This window comes from Pantoea sp. X-Soil-YNGN-775 (genome assembly GCF_059730575.1).
The window spans coordinates 3,935,141-3,952,180 of sequence record NZ_AP035945.1 but is presented as its reverse complement, the minus strand read 5'-3'; the positions used below and the strand labels follow the sequence as shown (position 1 = coordinate 3,952,180).

The 17,040-nt window shown below is 56.8% G+C and carries 17 protein-coding genes; 13 read left to right on the top strand and 4 right to left on the bottom strand.

The window, feature by feature from the left end; all coding sequences use genetic code 11:
• Positions 1-59 precede the first annotated feature (59 nt).
• The gene (gene panM / locus AC6I8I_RS18610; RefSeq protein ID WP_312054275.1) at positions 60-455 is read right to left on the bottom strand and encodes an aspartate 1-decarboxylase autocleavage activator PanM; all 396 of its coding nucleotides are present in this window, start codon (positions 453-455) and stop codon (positions 60-62) included.
• A 397-nt stretch (positions 456-852) separates the two neighbouring features.
• On the opposite strand from panM, the gene AC6I8I_RS18605 reads away from it, so the two are divergent.
• The 10 genes from AC6I8I_RS18605 to ugpQ all read left to right on the top strand — a co-directional run bounded on the left by AC6I8I_RS18605 (position 853) and on the right by ugpQ (position 11,326).
• Positions 853-1,965 (top strand): branched-chain amino acid ABC transporter substrate-binding protein, encoded by a 1,113-nt coding sequence (locus AC6I8I_RS18605; protein WP_089561860.1) that lies wholly within the window; start codon positions 853-855, stop codon positions 1,963-1,965.
• 133 nt (positions 1,966-2,098) lie between these two features.
• Positions 2,099-3,025 carry a high-affinity branched-chain amino acid ABC transporter permease LivH gene (livH, locus tag AC6I8I_RS18600; protein ID WP_312054279.1) on the top strand — a complete coding sequence of 309 codons (927 nt, stop codon included), beginning with the start codon at positions 2,099-2,101 and terminating at the stop codon, positions 3,023-3,025.
• Positions 3,022-4,293, top strand: coding sequence for a high-affinity branched-chain amino acid ABC transporter permease LivM (locus tag AC6I8I_RS18595; RefSeq protein WP_031376711.1), 1,272 nt, complete (start codon positions 3,022-3,024; stop codon positions 4,291-4,293). Before livH ends, AC6I8I_RS18595 begins: the two co-directional genes overlap by 4 nt.
• Positions 4,290-5,057, top strand: a complete 768-nt coding sequence (gene livG, locus AC6I8I_RS18590) for a high-affinity branched-chain amino acid ABC transporter ATP-binding protein LivG (RefSeq protein ID WP_312054282.1) — start codon at positions 4,290-4,292, stop codon at positions 5,055-5,057. The genes AC6I8I_RS18595 and livG overlap by 4 nt, the downstream gene beginning before the upstream one ends.
• A 1-nt stretch (position 5,058) precedes the next feature.
• Positions 5,059-5,772 (top strand): high-affinity branched-chain amino acid ABC transporter ATP-binding protein LivF, encoded by a 714-nt coding sequence (gene livF, locus AC6I8I_RS18585; protein ID WP_312054284.1) that lies wholly within the window; start codon positions 5,059-5,061, stop codon positions 5,770-5,772.
• A 635-nt stretch (positions 5,773-6,407) separates the two neighbouring features.
• Positions 6,408-7,724 (top strand): sn-glycerol-3-phosphate ABC transporter substrate-binding protein UgpB, encoded by a 1,317-nt coding sequence (gene ugpB / locus AC6I8I_RS18580; protein ID WP_312054286.1) that lies wholly within the window; start codon positions 6,408-6,410, stop codon positions 7,722-7,724.
• Between the two features lie 57 nt (positions 7,725-7,781).
• Complete coding sequence (gene ugpA / locus AC6I8I_RS18575) at positions 7,782-8,669, top strand: sn-glycerol-3-phosphate ABC transporter permease UgpA (protein ID WP_312054288.1); 888 nt, start codon at positions 7,782-7,784, stop codon at positions 8,667-8,669.
• The gene (gene ugpE, locus AC6I8I_RS18570) at positions 8,666-9,511 is read left to right on the top strand and encodes a sn-glycerol-3-phosphate ABC transporter permease UgpE (RefSeq protein WP_312054290.1); all 846 of its coding nucleotides are present in this window, start codon (positions 8,666-8,668) and stop codon (positions 9,509-9,511) included. Before ugpA ends, ugpE begins: the two co-directional genes overlap by 4 nt.
• 1 nt (position 9,512) lies before the next feature.
• On the top strand, positions 9,513-10,586 hold the full coding sequence (locus AC6I8I_RS18565; RefSeq protein ID WP_312054292.1) for a sn-glycerol-3-phosphate import ATP-binding protein UgpC: 1,074 nt from the start codon (positions 9,513-9,515) through the stop codon (positions 10,584-10,586).
• Positions 10,583-11,326, top strand: coding sequence for a glycerophosphodiester phosphodiesterase (gene ugpQ / locus AC6I8I_RS18560; RefSeq protein WP_312054293.1), 744 nt, complete (start codon positions 10,583-10,585; stop codon positions 11,324-11,326). The genes AC6I8I_RS18565 and ugpQ overlap by 4 nt, the downstream gene beginning before the upstream one ends.
• Here the strand turns inward: ugpQ and AC6I8I_RS18555 are convergent.
• Positions 11,323-11,604 carry a DUF2756 domain-containing protein gene (locus AC6I8I_RS18555; RefSeq protein ID WP_312054427.1) on the bottom strand — a complete coding sequence of 94 codons (282 nt, stop codon included), beginning with the start codon at positions 11,602-11,604 and terminating at the stop codon, positions 11,323-11,325. The two genes, ugpQ and AC6I8I_RS18555, sit on opposite strands and share 4 nt — an antisense overlap.
• A gap of 206 nt (positions 11,605-11,810) precedes the next feature.
• Between AC6I8I_RS18555 and ggt the strand changes: the two genes are divergently transcribed.
• A complete protein-coding gene (gene ggt / locus AC6I8I_RS18550) occupies positions 11,811-13,562 on the top strand; it encodes a gamma-glutamyltransferase (RefSeq protein WP_312054296.1) in 1,752 nt (583 codons plus the stop codon).
• 422 nt (positions 13,563-13,984) lie between these two features.
• On the opposite strand, the gene AC6I8I_RS18545 is transcribed toward ggt, so the two are convergent.
• Positions 13,985-14,479 (bottom strand): GNAT family N-acetyltransferase, encoded by a 495-nt coding sequence (locus AC6I8I_RS18545; RefSeq protein WP_312054298.1) that lies wholly within the window; start codon positions 14,477-14,479, stop codon positions 13,985-13,987.
• Between the two features lie 107 nt (positions 14,480-14,586).
• Between AC6I8I_RS18545 and AC6I8I_RS18540 the strand changes: the two genes are divergently transcribed.
• The gene (locus AC6I8I_RS18540) at positions 14,587-14,964 is read left to right on the top strand and encodes a hypothetical protein (protein ID WP_497828173.1); all 378 of its coding nucleotides are present in this window, start codon (positions 14,587-14,589) and stop codon (positions 14,962-14,964) included.
• A gap of 177 nt (positions 14,965-15,141) precedes the next feature.
• The gene (locus tag AC6I8I_RS18535) at positions 15,142-15,585 is read left to right on the top strand and encodes a helix-turn-helix domain-containing protein (protein ID WP_312054300.1); all 444 of its coding nucleotides are present in this window, start codon (positions 15,142-15,144) and stop codon (positions 15,583-15,585) included.
• Between the two features lie 79 nt (positions 15,586-15,664).
• Here the strand turns inward: AC6I8I_RS18535 and AC6I8I_RS18530 are convergent, their stop codons facing one another.
• On the bottom strand, positions 15,665-17,032 hold the full coding sequence (locus tag AC6I8I_RS18530) for an L-serine ammonia-lyase (RefSeq protein WP_497820567.1): 1,368 nt from the start codon (positions 17,030-17,032) through the stop codon (positions 15,665-15,667).
• Positions 17,033-17,040: the final 8 nt, after the last annotated feature.

The window sequence follows — 17,040 nt, the reverse complement described above, 5'->3', positions numbered from 1 at the left end:
CCTAAGGTAACCTTCAGGGGCGACATCATGATGTCGCCCTTTTTGTTTTCTGCGTCCGCCTAACCGACCGCTAATACCCAGCCATCCGCCTGCGCCCTGAAACCACACGCCTGCATAAACGCCGCCCGCACCTGCTGATCGTCGCTGCCATCATCTGCCATCCACCAGTCCGCTAATGAGCCGTTCTGCCTGATGGTCTCTTCCAGCAAGTATTGTCCGACTCCCCGTCGACGGGTGACATCGCGCACCGCCAGCCGATGAATCTTGCCGTGAATGCCTGAAATCTCCAGCTGCAACGCACCCAGCAGACGATCGTTGAAGCGCGCCGCGTAAATGCGATGCCGTTCATTCAGGCTCTGTTCCAGACTATCAATCTCCAGATCCGGCCAGATTTTTGCCAGATCAATGCGGTCCTGCGGCGTCAGCGCGGTTAAACGCTGGATGGTGAGCTTCATGACAAACACCTGTACTTGTAAAAGGGGAAAGTGTAGCGAAAGTATACAACCAGAGCGCTGACACATTTTCATCAATAAAACAGGTCAAAAGATGGCCTGGCTGCCAGGATGATAGTTGTAAACAGGCCCCGGATGCGATCAATCCAGCATAACCCGCTGGCAAAGTGGTGAAAAACCGGCCGTTGCATCCAGTGTATTATGCTGTTGCACTCAGGCAATTCTGAATATGTCAGTTGATTTACAGAAGAAACTTCCTGTTTAATAACCTGAAAAATAAAGCCTTATTACTAATAAATGCCAGAAAAGTGCGCTAACTCATTATTGCTTAATCAGTTTTTGATCTTTATCTGGCAGTTTGCACTCACACATACACGACATAACACATGGGGTAGTCCGGATGAAAATGAAAGGTCGCGCATTACTGGCGGGATGCGTAGCACTGGCGATGAGCCATGCAGCGCTGGCTGAAGATATTAAAGTGGCGATTGTTGGGGCGATGTCTGGCCCGGTTGCGCAGTATGGCGACATGCAGTTTGCCGGAGCGACTCAGGCGATTGAAGATATTAATGCCAAAGGCGGCGTCAACGGCAACAAACTGGTTGCGGTGAAATATGACGATGCCTGCGACCCGAAACAGGCGGTGGCGGTAGCCAACAAAGTGATCAACGACGGCATCCGCTATGTTATCGGCCATCTCTGCTCCTCATCGACCCAGCCGGCGTCTGACATCTATGAAGATGAAGGCGTGCTGATGATTACCCCTGCCGCCACCGCACCGGATCTCACCGCCCGCGGTTATAAACTGATTATGCGCACCACCGGTCTCGACTCCGATCAGGGCCCGACTGCAGCCAAATATGCCATGACCGAACTGAAGCCGCAGCGGATCGCCGTGGTTCACGACAAGCAGCAGTATGGCGAAGGCCTGGCGCGTTCAGTGCAGGATAGCCTGAAAAAGCAGGGCGCCAACATCGTGATGTTTGAAGGTATCACCGCAGGCGATAAAGATTTCTCCACCCTGGTGGCGCGCTTTAAGAAAGAGAACGTCGATTTCGTCTACTTCGGCGGTTATTACCCGGAGATGGGCCAGATTGTTCGCCAGGCGCGTGCTGCCGGTCTGAAAACCCAGTTCATGGGGCCGGAAGGGGTCGGTAACGCCTCGCTGTCCAACATCGCCGGTGCCGCCTCTGAAGGCATGCTGGTGACCTTACCGAAACGCTACGATCAGGTTGAGACCAACAAACCGATCGTTGATGCGCTGAAAGCGAAGAAACTCGATCCAACCGGTCCGTTCGTCTGGACCACCTATGCTGCCCTGCAATCGCTGGCGGCCGGGATGGAGCGCAGCAAGAGCGCAGAGCCGGAAGATATCGTGAAAAACCTGAAGGAAGGCGCTGCGGTGCCAACCGTGATGGGCAACCTGAGCTGGGATCAGAAAGGCGATCTGAAAGGCTTTGAGTTCGGTGTCTTCAAATGGCATGCCGACGGTACCTCGACCGCTGTGAAGTAAATCAGGCTGTTTACTGGCGGGTCAGGTAGCGGGTAACCGTTGCCTGCTCCCCTGCAACACTAACGCCTGGTCTGTGCTGCCAGGCGTTTTTTGTACTCCGTTCGGTCACGAGCGGATAAGTAAGGGTTAAGGTATGTCCGAGCAGTTCCTCTATTTTATCCAGCAGATGTTCAACGGTGTTACCCTCGGCAGCACCTATGCGCTGATCGCCATCGGTTACACCATGGTTTACGGCATCATCGGCATGATCAACTTCGCCCACGGCGAGGTTTACATGATCGGTAGCTACGTCTCCTTTATCGTGATTGCCGCCCTGATGATGATGGGCATCGACACCAGCTGGCTGATGATTGCCGCCGGGTTTGTGATGGCGGTAATTATCTCCAGCGCCTACGGCTGGAGCATTGAACGCGTCGCCTACCGGCCGGTGCGCTCCTCTAAGCGCCTGATTGCGCTGATCTCCGCCATCGGGATGTCGATATTCCTGCAAAACTACGTCAGCCTGACCCAGGGATCGCGCGACCTGGCGCTGCCGAGCCTGATTACCGGTCAGTGGACCGTCGGCGAGAGCAACGGCTTTGCCGCCACCATCTCCACCATGCAAATTGTGATCTGGGTGGTGACGTTCCTGGCGATGCTGGCGCTGACCACCTTTATTCGCTATTCGCGTATGGGCCGCGCCTGTCGCGCCTGTGCCGAAGATCTGAAAATGGCCAGCCTGCTGGGCATCAATACCGATCGCGTCATCTCACTGACCTTTGTCATCGGTGCCGCCATGGCGGCGGTCGCGGGCGTGTTGCTGGGCCAGTTTTACGGATCGATCAACCCGTTCATCGGCTTTATGGCCGGCATGAAGGCGTTCACCGCTGCGGTACTGGGCGGCATTGGCAGTATTCCGGGCGCGATGATTGGTGGCCTGGTGCTGGGAATCGCCGAAGCGCTGACTTCCGCCTATCTGAGCACCGAGTATAAAGATGTGGTCTCCTTTGCCTTACTGATTGTGGTACTGCTGGTGATGCCGACCGGGATTCTGGGCCGTCCGGAGGTGGAAAAAGTATGAAGTCTTCCTTACTCAACGCCCTGATTTCGTCGCTGATGCTGCTGCTGCTCGCCAGCTTCTTTATGGGGCTGCGCCTGAATCTGGACGGCACTAACCTGGTGGTGCAAAACGCCGGCAGCGTGCGCTGGAACTGGATTGCGGTCGCCTGTGTGGTGGTATTTCTGTTCCAGCTGCTGCGGCCGGTCTGGCAGAGCGGCCTGAAGAAAATCTCGGGTCCGGCGCTGGTGTTGCCAGGCATTGATGGCTCAACGCCGAAGCAAAAACTGGTGATGGCGGTAATGATCGTGGCGGCGCTCGCCTGGCCCTTCCTGGTGTCGCGCGGCACGGTCGATATTGCCACCATGACGCTGATCTACGTGATGCTCGGTCTCGGGCTGAACGTGGTGGTCGGCCTGTCGGGCTTACTGGTTTTAGGTTACGGCGGCTTCTATGCCATCGGCGCCTATACCTTCGCCTTGCTGAATCACTATTACGGGCTGGGCTTCTGGCAATGCCTGCCGCTCTCGGGCATGGTGGCCGCGCTGTTTGGTCTGCTGCTGGGTTTCCCGGTCTTGCGGTTGCGCGGCGACTATCTGGCAATTGTGACGCTGGGCTTTGGTGAGATCGTGCGTATTCTGCTGCTCAACAATACCGCCCTGACCGGTGGTCCGAACGGCATCAGCCAGATCCCGAAACCGACCTTCTTTGGTCTGGAATTTGGCCGGACGCCGCGTGAAGGCGGCTGGGATACCTTCCACCATTTCTTTGGCCTGAAATACGATCCCAGTGACCGGATTATCTTCCTCTATCTGGTGGCATTGCTGCTGGTGGTGCTGACGCTGTTTGTGATTAACCGTCTGTTGCGGATGCCGCTGGGCCGCGCCTGGGAAGCATTGCGTGAGGATGAAATCGCCTGCCGTTCGCTTGGCCTCAGCCCGACCCGGATTAAACTGACTGCCTTCACCATCAGCGCCGCCTTCGCCGGCTTTGCCGGCAGCCTGTTCGCCGCGCGCCAGGGCTTTGTCAGCCCGGAATCCTTTACCTTTGTCGAATCGGCTTTTGTGCTGGCGATTGTGGTACTCGGCGGCATGGGCTCGCAGTTTGCGGTGATACTGGCCGCCATTCTGCTGGTGGTGTCGCGCGAGCTGATGCGTGATCTCAATGAGTACAGCATGCTGGTGCTGGGAGGCTTAATGGTGCTGATGATGATCTGGCGTCCGCAGGGACTGTTGCCGATGAAGCGTCCGCATCTGAAGCTGAGACAAGGTAAACAAGGAGAACAGGCATGAGTCAGCCTTTATTAGCCGTTGAAGGCCTGATGATGCGCTTCGGCGGCCTGTTAGCGGTTAACAACGTGGCGCTGGCGCTGCATCCGCAGGAAATCGTCTCGCTAATCGGGCCGAACGGTGCCGGTAAAACCACGGTGTTTAACTGCCTGACCGGCTTCTACAAGCCGACCGGCGGCAGCATTAAACTGCGTGAGCAGCATCTGGAAGGATTGCCCGGCCAGAAGATTGCGCGGATGGGGATTGTGCGCACCTTCCAGCACGTGCGGCTGTTTCGTGAAATGACGGTGATTGAAAACCTGCTGGTGGCGCAACATCAACATCTGAAGAGCGGGCTGTTTGCCGGCCTGCTCAAAACACCGGCGTTTCGTCGCAGTGAAAGCGAGGCGCTCGATCGCGCAGCCAACTGGCTGGAGCGGGTCGGTCTGCTGGATCTGGCTAACCGTCAGGCCGGTAACCTGGCTTATGGTCAGCAGCGTCGTCTGGAGATTGCGCGCTGCATGGTGACCCGCCCGGAAATCCTGATGCTGGATGAACCGGCGGCCGGTCTTAACCCCAAAGAGACGCACGAGCTTGATGAGCTGATCGCCGAACTGCGTGGCGAGCACAAAGTTTCCGTGCTGCTGATAGAACATGATATGAAGCTGGTGATGGGTATTTCCGATCGCATTTACGTGGTCAATCAGGGAACGCCGTTGGCTAACGGCACGCCGGAAGAGATCCGCAATAATCCGGACGTGATCCGTGCCTATTTAGGAGAGGCGTAAGATGGCAAATGCGATGTTAACCATTGATAACGTGAGCGCTCACTATGGCAAAATCCAGGCGTTGCATAACGTCAGCCTTTACATTAATCAGGGCGAGATCGTCACGCTGATTGGGGCCAACGGTGCCGGAAAAACCACGCTGCTGGGTACGCTGTGTGGCGAACCGCGAGCCAGCCACGGCACCATCACCTTTGACGGTAAAACCATTACCGACTGGCAAACGGCACGTATCATGCGTGAAGCTATCGCCATCGTGCCGGAAGGCCGGCGGGTGTTTTCGCGTATGACGGTGGAAGAGAATCTGGCGATGGGCGGCTTTTTTGCCAGCCGCCCGCAATATCTGGAGCGGATTAAGCGCGTTTATCAACTGTTCCCGCGGCTGGAGGAGCGCAAAATCCAGCGTGCCGGCACCATGTCCGGCGGTGAGCAGCAGATGCTGGCGATTGGCCGTGCGCTGATGAGCCAGCCCCGCCTGCTGTTGCTGGATGAACCGTCGCTGGGTCTGGCACCGATTATTATTCAGCAGATCTTCGACACCATCGAACAGCTGCGCAGCGAAGGAATGACCATCTTCCTGGTGGAGCAGAACGCCAACCAGGCGCTGAAGCTGGCTGATCGTGGCTACGTGCTGGAAAACGGCCACGTAGTGCTGGAGGATAGCGGGGCCGCGCTGCTTTCCAATGAAGCCGTCCGAAGCGCATACCTGGGTGCCTGATGGGGCACGGCCTGGCTTGCTGGTCAGGTTGTGGTTGGGCAGTGCTCGTAATCCTCACGTACTGAATGTACGCTCCGGTTACTGCGCCCTTTGGTACATCGGCCTGGCTTACTGGTCAGGTTGTGGTTGGGCAGTGCTCGTAATCCTCACGTACTCAATGTACGCTCCGGTTACTGCGCGCTGTCCGCCCGCAACCTGCCTGCGCCGCCGACGGCCTTCGATATAAATGCGCGCTGCGCCGCCGACGGCCTTCGAAATGGGTGCGTGATGTGCCGCCGACGGCCTTCGATATAAATGCCCGCTGCGCCGCCGACGGCCTTCGAAATGGGTGCGTTATGTGCCGCCGACGGCCATCAAAATGGGTGCGTAATCGCGCGGGCCGAGCGTGTCATGGATTGGCTTTAGCGTCTTTCCGATCTGACCGTGTTCTCTGTGCAGGGCTCAGTCTTACCGCAACCAGGCCAGACCTTATCAAAAATCTCAGCCCGGCCGGTAGCCGCTCCGTCTTTTCCACGCTTAAGCCTGTCATCTGGCTGTCATCTGCCCGTTATTAATCCTTCATTTTCCCGTGTCATGTTACTTCGCGAACCACAAATGCGTGATTTCACGCGTATTTACCTGCACAGGAAAATTCTATGTCCGTCGTTACCTATCGTCGTAGCCTGATCGGCGCACTGCTTAGCCTAGCGCTCAGCGGCCAGGCGCTGGCCGCCACTGAGATCCCGTTCTGGCACTCTATGGAAGGCGAGTTAGGCAAAGAAGTTGACTCGCTGGCGCAACGCTTTAACCAGGCCCATCCCGATTACAAAATTGTTCCGACCTACAAAGGTAACTACGAGCAGAGCCTGGCGGCAGGTATCGCGGCCGTGCGCACCGGCAAAGCACCCGCCGTGTTGCAGGTGTATGAAGTCGGTACCGCCACCATGATGGCGTCGCAGGCGATTGTGCCGGTGCATCAGGTGTTTAAAGATGCCGGTATTCCGTTTGATGAAAAACAGTTTGTGCCGACGGTGGCGGGCTACTACAGCGACAGCAACGGTCAGCTGATCTCTCAGCCGTTCAACAGCTCGACGCCGGTGCTCTACTACAACAAAGACGCGTTCAAAAAAGCGGGTCTTAATCCGGACCAGCCGCCTAAAACCTGGCAGGAGCTGGCGAAAGATGCGGCGGCGCTGCGTAAATCGGGCATGAGCTGTGGTTACGCCAGCGGCTGGCAGGGCTGGATTCAGATCGAAAACTTCAGTGCCTGGCATGCGCTGCCGGTAGCGACCAAAAACAACGGTTTTGACGGACACGATGCGGTCCTGGAGTTCAATAAGCCGGTGCAGGTTCGTCATATCCAGATGCTGGAAGAGATGAATAAACAGGGCGACTTCACCTACTTTGGCCGCAAAGATGAGTCCACCGCCAAGTTCTATAACGGCGATTGCGGTATCACCACCGCCTCATCCGGCTCGCTGGCGGATATTCGTCATTACGCCAAATTTAACTTCGGCGTAGGCATGATGCCGTATGACGACACCGTCCCTGAGGCACCACAAAACGCCATCATCGGCGGGGCCAGCCTGTGGGTAATGAAGGGCAAAGATGCGGCCACTTACAAAGGTGTGGCTGAGTTTATGCAGTTCCTCGCCCAGCCAGAAATCGCTGCTGAATGGCATCAGAAAACCGGCTATCTGCCGATCACCACGGCTGCCTATGAGCTGAGCAAACAGCAGGGCTTCTACGATAAAAATCCGGGTGCCGATATCGCGACCCGTCAGATGCTGAACAAGCCGCCGTTACCGTTCACCAAAGGGATGCGTCTTGGCAACATGCCACAGATTCGTACCGTGGTGGATGAAGAGCTGGAAAGCGTCTGGACCGGCAAACAGTCGCCGCAGGGCGCACTGGATAATGCGGTTAAACGCGGCAATGAACTGCTGCGTCGTTTCCAGCAGCAGGTGAAGTAATCCGCTGTATCGGGCCAGCACCGGCTGGCCCTTTCTCTTTCTGAATCAGAGTACGCCATGTCCTCATCTCGTCCGGTATTTCGCACCAGCCTGTTGCCCTATCTTTTGGTGCTGCCGCAACTGGTGATCACCGCCATCTTCTTTCTCTGGCCGGCTGGCGAAGCCTTATGGTATTCGCTGCAAAGCCTCGATCCTTTTGGCATCTCCAGCACCTTCGTCGGGCTGGATAACTTTAAACGGCTGTTTGCCGATCCTTACTATCTGGATTCATTCTGGACCACCATCAAATTCAGCGGTCTGGTCACGGTGTGCGGCATGGTGCTGTCGCTGCTGCTGGCGGCGCTGGTGGATTACGTGGTGCGACTGCGCAAACTTTATCAGACGCTGCTGCTGCTGCCGTATGCCGTCGCGCCGGTGGTGGCGGCGGTGCTGTGGATGTTTCTGTTTAATCCCGGCCTTGGCCTGTTCAGCTACCTGCTGAACCACATCGGCTACAACTGGAACTACGCGCAAAACAGCGGCCAGGCGATGTTCCTGATTGTGCTGGCGTCAATCTGGCAGCAGATGAGCTACAACTTCCTGTTCTTTTTCGCCGCGCTGCAGTCGATCCCCAAATCGCTGGTTGAAGCCGCCGCGATTGACGGTGCCGGGCCGGTGCGGCGTTTCTTTCAGCTCTCATTACCGCTGATTACGCCGGTCAGCTTCTTCCTGCTGGTGGTGAACCTGATTTATGCCTTCTTCGATACCTTCCCGGTGATCGATGCTGCCACCGGCGGCGGACCGGTGCAGGCCACCACCACGCTGATCTACAAAATCTATCGCGAAGGCTTCACCGGTCTGGATCTCTCCTCATCTGCTGCCCAGTCGGTGGTGCTGATGGTGCTGGTGATCGGTCTGACGGTGATTCAGTTCCGTTTCGTTGAACGTAAGGTGCAATACCAATGATTGAGAACCGACGCGGGCTGGATATCTTCAGCCACATCGTGCTGATCCTGGGCGTGCTGACCATCCTGTTCCCGCTCTACGTCGCCTTCGTGGCGGCAACGCTGGATAACGATGCGGTCTATCAGGTGCCGATGACGCTGGTACCCGGCAGCCACCTGTGGGAAAACGTCTCGCGCATCTGGACCCACGGCGTGAACGGCAACGGCCCGGCATTCGGCCTGATGCTGCTGAACAGCACCATCATGGCGCTCGGGATCACCGTCGGCAAAATCACCGTCTCGATGCTCTCGGCATTTGCGCTGGTCTGGTTCCGCTTTCCGCTGCGGACGCTGTTCTTCTGGCTGATTTTCATCACCCTGATGCTGCCGGTCGAGGTGCGTATTTTCCCGACGGTGCAGGTGATCGCCGAGCTGAATCTGCTCGACAGTTATAGCGGCCTGACCCTGCCGCTGATGGCATCGGCGACCGCCACCTTTTTGTTCCGCCAGTTTTTTATGTCACTGCCGGATGAACTGGTGGAAGCCGCCCGGATTGATGGTGCCAGCGCGCTGCGTTTCTTCCGCGATATCGTGCTGCCACTGTCGAAAACCAATCTGGCGGCGCTGTTCGTTATCACCTTTATCTACGGCTGGAATCAGTATCTCTGGCCGCTGCTGATCATCAATGACCCCAGCCTCGGCACGGCGGTGGCGGGGATTAAAAGCATGATCTCCACCAGCGGTTCACCGACCCAGTGGAACGAAGTGATGGCGGCGATGTTATTAACCCTGATCCCACCGGTGGTGGTGGTGTTAGTCATGCAGCGTGCCTTTGTGCGCGGCCTGGTTGAGAGTGAGAAATAAGATGGCAGGCGTAACCCTTCAGGCAGTGACCAAGTCCTACGACGGTAAAAATCAGATCATTCAGCCGCTGAACGTCACGGTAAATGATGGCGAATTTATGGTGATGGTGGGCCCCTCCGGCTGCGGTAAATCGACTCTGCTGCGGATGGTAGCGGGCCTCGAGCGCGTCAGCTCCGGCGACATCTACATCGACAACAAACGCGTTACCCAGCAAGAGCCAAAAGATCGCGGCATTGCGATGGTGTTCCAGAACTATGCGCTCTATCCCCATATGTCAGTGGAAGAGAATATGGCCTATGGCCTGAAGATCCGCGGCATGGGCAAAGAACAGATTCGGCTACGGGTGCTGGACGCCGCGCGCAGCCTTGAGCTGGATCATCTGCTGACCCGCCGGCCGCGTGAGCTCTCTGGCGGGCAGCGTCAGCGCGTTGCCATGGGCCGCGCGATTGTGCGTGAACCGGCGGTCTTTCTGTTCGATGAGCCGCTCTCCAACCTTGATGCGCGCCTGCGGGTGCAGATGCGTCTGGAGCTGCAACAGCTGCATCGGCGTTTGCAGACCACCAGCCTGTATGTCACCCACGATCAGGTTGAAGCGATGACGCTGGCGCAGCGGGTGATGGTAATGAACAAAGGCGTGGTCGAGCAACTGGGCACGCCGGTTGAGGTTTACGAGCGTCCCGCCAGTCAGTTCGTCGCCTCGTTTATCGGCGCACCGGCGATGAACCTGCTGAAAGGCGCATTCAACAGTGATGGCAGCCGTTTTAATCTGGACGCGTCGTTCGCCCTGCCGCTAAGCGAAAGCAAAGCGAAGTGGGCCAACCGTCCGGTGGTGCTGGGTATCCGGCCGGAACATATCCGGCTCAGCAGCCGTGAGCAGGGCGGGGTGCCGCTGCGGGTTGATACGCTGGAAATGCTGGGGGCTGACAATCTTGCCCATGGCCGCATCGGAGATACGCCGCTGGTGGTACGCTTAGGCCACAGCGAGCGGCCACAGCCCGGCAGCACGCTGTGGCTGCATCTGCCGGCAGATGCGTTACACTTCTTCGATTCAACCCATGGAAAGCGTCTGGAATGAGCACACAACACTGGCCCTATCCGCACATCGTCGCGCACCGCGGCGGCGGCAACCTGGCACCTGAAAACACCCTGGCGGCAATTGACGTCGGGGCGAAATATGGCCATCAGATGATTGAATTTGATGCCAAATTATCGGGCGATGCGCAGATTTTCCTGCTGCACGACGACACGCTGGACCGCACCAGCAACGGCTGGGGCGTTGCAGGGCAGCTGCCGTGGGATAAACTGTCGCAACTGGATGCCGGCAGCTGGTTCAGTAAAGCGTTTAACGGCGAGAAGCTGGCGCGGCTGGATCAGGTGGCGGATCGCTGTCGTCAGCATCAGATGATGGCGAATATCGAAATAAAACCGACCACCGGCAGCGAGGCGGAAACCGGACAGGCAGTGGCGCAGGCAGCAGCCAGCCTGTGGCAGGGGCAAACGCCGCCGTTACTCTCGTCGTTCTCTTACATTGCGCTGGAGGCAGCGATGCAGGCCGAACCGCAGCTGCCGCGCGGTTTACTGTCGCACAGCTGGGATGAGCAATGGCGCGAGAAGACGTCGGCGCTGGCCTGCGTTTCAATCCATCTCAATCACAAAGTGCTGACCGAAGCGCGGGTGGCGGAGCTGAAAGCGGCGGGCCTGAAAATTCTCGCCTATACCGTTAACCGCCCGGAGCGGGCGCGGGAACTGCTGAAATGGGGCGTTGATGCCATCTGTACCGACTGCATCGACATCATCGGCCCCAATTTTAGCTAGTTCTGATTCTGGTTCTGCTGGCCCGGCTGGGAGGTGATCACCCGCTGCTGGGCGCTGTTGCGCTGCTCCTGCATCTTACGCTGCATATCCTGCGTCTGACGCTGCTGATCCTGGCGCAGCTTCATCTGCTGTTGCTGCTGTTGCGTCTGCATCTGGTTCTGCATCCGTTGCTGGCTCGGGTTATAGCCGGGCCGGTTAGGATCGTTGGTACTGTTCAGCGTATTCGCCAGCGTGGCGAAGGGCAGCAGAGCCGCCAAAGCAATAATCCACTTCTTCATCATTCCTCCTTCCTGAAAGCGACAGGTGCTGGATGCTGAACGCCATCGTCCGGCGTCCAGGGTCGCATGCATAAGTTTACGCGATATCACAGACCTTACCTTCAGATGTATTCCTGATTTGACTTAACCCTGACTAATTTGCTGTATTTGTAGCCACTTGCGGAAATGATAAAAAAATGTAAATAACAAATAAGGATGGTGGCGGGATGAAAATGCAGGCAACAGTGCGCCAGCTCGGCTGGTCGTTGGTGATGAGCTTTACCGTGGTGGCGGGGGCGAATGCGGCCCCGACGCAGGCACCGCCGGTTTCCTACGGCGTCGACAGCGACACCTTCCACCCGGTAAAAGCACAGCACGGCATGGTGGCGTCGGTTGATGCGATGGCAACCCAGGTCGGAGTCGAGATTCTGCGTCAGGGCGGCAACGCCGTTGATGCCGCAGTGGCGGTGGGCTTTGCGCTGGCCGTCACCCATCCACAGGCCGGTAACCTCGGCGGTGGCGGCTTTATGCTGCTGCGCACGGCCTCCGGACGCACCAGCGCCATCGATTTCCGTGAAATGGCTCCGGGCCACGCCTCGCGTGACATGTTCCTCGACAAGCAGGGAAATGCCGACAGTAAGCTGTCGCTCACCTCGCATCTGGCCTCCGGCACACCCGGCACGGTGGCGGGGCTGGCGCTGGCCGCCCATAAATATGGCACGCTGCCGCTGAGTACGCTGCTGGCTCCGGCGATAAAACTGGCGCGTGATGGCATCGTGGTCAATGATGCGCTGGCGGATGACCTGAAAACCTACGGCAAAGAAGTGCTGATTAACCATCCCAACAGTAAAGCGATCTTCTACAAAGCGGACGGCACGCCGTGGCAGCAGGGCGACCGGCTGGTGCAGAAAAACCTCGCCCACAGCCTGCAATTAATTGCCCGTCAGGGACCGGATGCTTTTTATAAAGGCGCTATCGCCGATGAGATTGCGGGCGAGATGGCGCAGCACGGCGGCCTGATCAATAAAGCCGATCTGGCGGCCTACCGCGCGGTTGAACGTAAGCCGATCAGCGGCACCTACCGTGGTTATGAGGTCTTCTCGATGCCACCGCCGTCGTCCGGTGGCATCCACATCGTGCAGATCCTCAATATCCTCGAAAACTTCGATCTGGCGAAGATGGGCTTTGGCAGTGCTGATGCGATGCAGGTGATGGCCGAAGCGGAGAAATATGCCTATGCGGACCGCTCTGAATACCTTGGCGATCCCGATTTCGTTAAGGTGCCGTGGCAGGCGTTAACCAGCAAAGCCTACGCCAAAACCCTGGCGCAGCAGATTGATGTCGCCAAAGCGCGTCCTTCCAGCGAGATCAAACCCGGCAAGCTCGAACCCTATGAAAGTAACCAGACCACCCATTTCTCGGTGGTGGATAAACAGGGCAATGCGGTGGCGGTCACTTACACCCTGAATACCTATTTCGGCAGTGGGATTGTGGCGGGCAACAGCGGCATTCTGATGAATAACGAAATGGATGATTTCTCGGCGAAACCGGGGACGCCAAACGTCTATGGGCTGGTCGGCGGTGAAGCCAATGCGGTGCAGCCGGCGAAACGTCCGCTCTCTTCCATGTCACCGACCATCGTGGCTAAAGGCGGTAAAACCTGGCTGGTCACCGGCAGTCCGGGCGGCAGCCGTATCATCACCACGGTATTGCAGATGGTGGTGAACAGCATTGATTTCGGGATGAACGTCGCCGAAGCCACCAATGCACCGCGTTTTCATCATCAGTGGCTGCCGGATCAGCTGCGCGTTGAGAAAGGCTTCAGCCCGGATACGCTGCGTCTGCTGGAAAGCAAAGGCCAGCATGTGAAAGTGCTGCCGGCGATGGGCAGCACCCAGAGCATTATGATTGGGCCGGACGGCATGCTGTATGGCGCGTCCGATCCGCGCAGCATCGACGATCTCAGCGCCGGTTATTAAGGCACAAGGGCACCCTGGGGTGTAATGCTCGTCAGTTAAGCAGCAGGTGATAACGCAGTCTGGCGCCGCTCAGGGGCTGGCGGTCCTCGCGCCGCTGCGCGGTTCCTTCACTTCATTCGTCTGCCTGACGGACCGCCGGAGATGGCTCATCCTGTGCCGCCCCGCCTTTCGCCCGCGTCCTGCGGGCTCTCCTGGCAGACTCATTCTGTTCAGCGCTGCGGATTGCCTGCCGCTGATCGGCACCCGCCTGCTCTGAAGCTTCGGTGTGTGCTGTTGAAAGAGCATGAGAGTGGCGCTCAGGCCCGCATTCCGGCACGCTCGCCCAGTAAAAAAGCTGCCACGTTTGACCGTGACAGCCTTTACAAATTTAACCTTAACTGACGAGCATCATACCTCAGAGTGCCCTTTTTTATTCTGAGGCGTCAGGATTTCAGCCGCGCCATATAATGCGCGTCGATCAGTTCACCGTGCCGCACTGCGAAGCCCTTAGCCGTTCCCTCGATCTCAAAACCGAAACGACGATAAAGGGCGATGGCCGGCGCATTATCAACAAACACCGTCAGTTCCATCCGCGAGACCTGCAGCCAGTTGTCGCACAAGCTAACCATCTCCTGCATCAGGGCGCGGCCCACACCGCGCTGGCGGTAACGTTCGTCGACCCCCATGCCCAGCGTGGCGGAGTGACGCCGTCGGGCGCGCTCGGGCACTTCCAGGGCGCATTGCCCGACCACCTCGTCATCCATACAGGCGACCAATAGACGTACGCCTGGCTGGGGAGTGCTGAGCCGGGTTTGCCACATCTGTAACGACGAGTGGGGCAGATGTAGCGTATTCGCCTGGGTATCGGGCTGACTATAAATCCTCTGTAGTGCAGCCGCATCTTCCGGCATAACGTGGCGAATGGTTATCTCACTCATGGTGCCTCCCCGGCGAATTAAATGGGTAAATCCCTTTTAACATCAAGGGATTCACGCCAATAATCAACAAAAAAATCGGCAAAATCGCTTTACAGACGCGAATGATAATGATTATTATTGCGATGCGTTCTCGGGTAGTCGCCCGACAGCCTGAGAAAGCACGACATTGCTCACATTGCTTCCAGTATTACTTTAGCCAGCCCGGGTGCTGGCTTTTTTTTTGGCTGCCACTCACCGATTGGCGGAGGCGGGCGGTCAGTACTCTCCTCACCGGATCTGCGGGTGATCCTGTGGTTAATATGTTGTGCCCGGCAATGACAATCTTTCCCTGCAGCTACTGCTGCTGCAACGGCAATAATTCAATTAAAAATAAAGCCAGAAAGTTATATCAGGTGGTGTCAGTTGTTAATAAAAAACTTCTGCGGCGGTTTTTACTGCGCCCTGAAAGACCGATGCGAAACGGCATTGATGAACCAGAAAAATAAAGCCAGTGCGATGGGTTTATTAATAGCGGTTAACATCACACTTGCTCCATACCCGCTGCACCTGGTTAATAAATAACTTACCTTGATGCGGATGCTGTTATTCTGAAATTATCCGCTTTATTTAGCCGCTGGTTTACTCAATAATTTATTCTGTATATCCCGCAATGAGGTATTGATATGCGTTTTAATACCCTGTCCGATAGCGCAATTATTTCTGAATTGTGCAGCAGAATTAAAGAAACCCGTATGCAGCTTGGGCTCTCGCAGATTGAACTTGCTGAACGCGCGCGCGTCGGCACCGCCACCATTAAACGGGCAGAGTTGGGTGAATCAGTCACCCTGAGTACGTTAATCGGTATTTTACGTGGTCTTGGGCGGCTGCATCAGCTGGAGTCAATTCTGTCCGATTCACACATGCGAACCTTTAACGCGCAGTTTACCGCCGCGTCACCGGCCCGCATTCGTATCCGGAAAAAACAGCGCTGCCCGTCTCCGGTGGCGGATAACACGGAATCAGTGGCTGAGCAGCCTGCCAGCGCAACCATAAATGAATGGTATACCTCTTCTGAAGTGCGCAGCATGGTCTGGTCAGATCTGGCCACCGAAAGCGAAGCAAAATAACCCCGCTCACAGCATAGACCCGGTCAGTGCCGGGTTAATCAAGCAACCGCCAGCCTGACTGCCAGCGGTTTTCAGGTCATTACGCTTCGCAGACCGCGACTTTGATCGCCAGACCGCCACGCGCTGTTTCACGGTATTTAGCGTTCATGTCTTTGCCGGTTTCAAACATGGTTTCAATGATCTTATCCAGCGACACTTTGGGATCGCTGGTGCGGTACATCGCCATACTGGTTGAGTTAATGGCTTTGACGGCCGCAATCGCATTCCGTTCTATACAGGGCACCTGGACCTGACCGGCAACGGGATCGCAGGTCAGACCCAGATTATGCTCCATACCGATCTCAGCCGCGATGCAGACTTTCTCCGCATCGGCGCCCAGCAGTTCGGCCAGGCCCGCCGCCGCCATCGAACAGGCCACGCCGACCTCTCCCTGACAGCCGACCTCAGCGCCAGAAATCGACGCATTCATCTTATAGAGAATGCCAATTGCGCCTGCCGTCAGGAAATAACGCATATAGAGTTCAGGCGTTACCGGCTTGATGAAGCGATCGTAATAAGCCAGTACCGCCGGGATAATGCCGCATGCGCCATTGGTGGGGGCGGTGACCACCCGTCCTCCCGCGGCGTTTTCCTCACTTACCGCCATCGCGAACATATTCACCCAGTCCATCGCACTTAGCGGAGTAATAGACTGACTCTGGGGGGCCAGAATGCGATGCAGAGAAGAGGCGCGACGCGGCACCTTCAGCGGGCCGGGTAACACGCCTTCAGTACTGATGCCACGGGTGATCGCATTGCGCATGGTTTGCCACAGTTGTGCCATATTGTCTTCGACTTCCCGGCGGCCATAGCGTGCTATCTCATTTTTCATCATCACGGCCGAAATCGACAGGTTGTTATTATGGCAATGCGCCAGCAGGTTACGGGCGGAGTAGAAGGGGAAGGGAATATCGACTTCGCTATCCAGGTTTTTACCAAAATCGTCTTCGGTGACAATAAAGCCGCCTCCGACAGAATAATAGGTCTGGGCGTGAACGCTTTTGCCGTCACAAAAGGCGGTGATGCTCATGCCGTTTTCATGTAACGGCAGAAACTCACTGTGAAAGCGCATGCACTCTGCCACCGGGAAGGCGATATCCCGTTGGCCTTCTTTGATGCGCAACTGTTGCAGAGTATTCACGTCGCGAATGATGGCTGGGATCTGATCGATATCCACGGTGTCGGGCAGATAGCCACTCAGGCCGAGAATAATCGCAATATCGGTATGATGACCTTTTCCCGTCAGGGAAAGAGAGCCATAAATATCCACCACCAGCCGGGTCATGCTATCCAGCAGGCCCTTTTCCTTTAGCGTATCAACGAAATGTTTACCCGCTTTCATCGGCCCGACGGTATGCGAACTGGATGGCCCGATGCTGATTTTAAAAATATCGAAAACGCTAATCATGATTCACC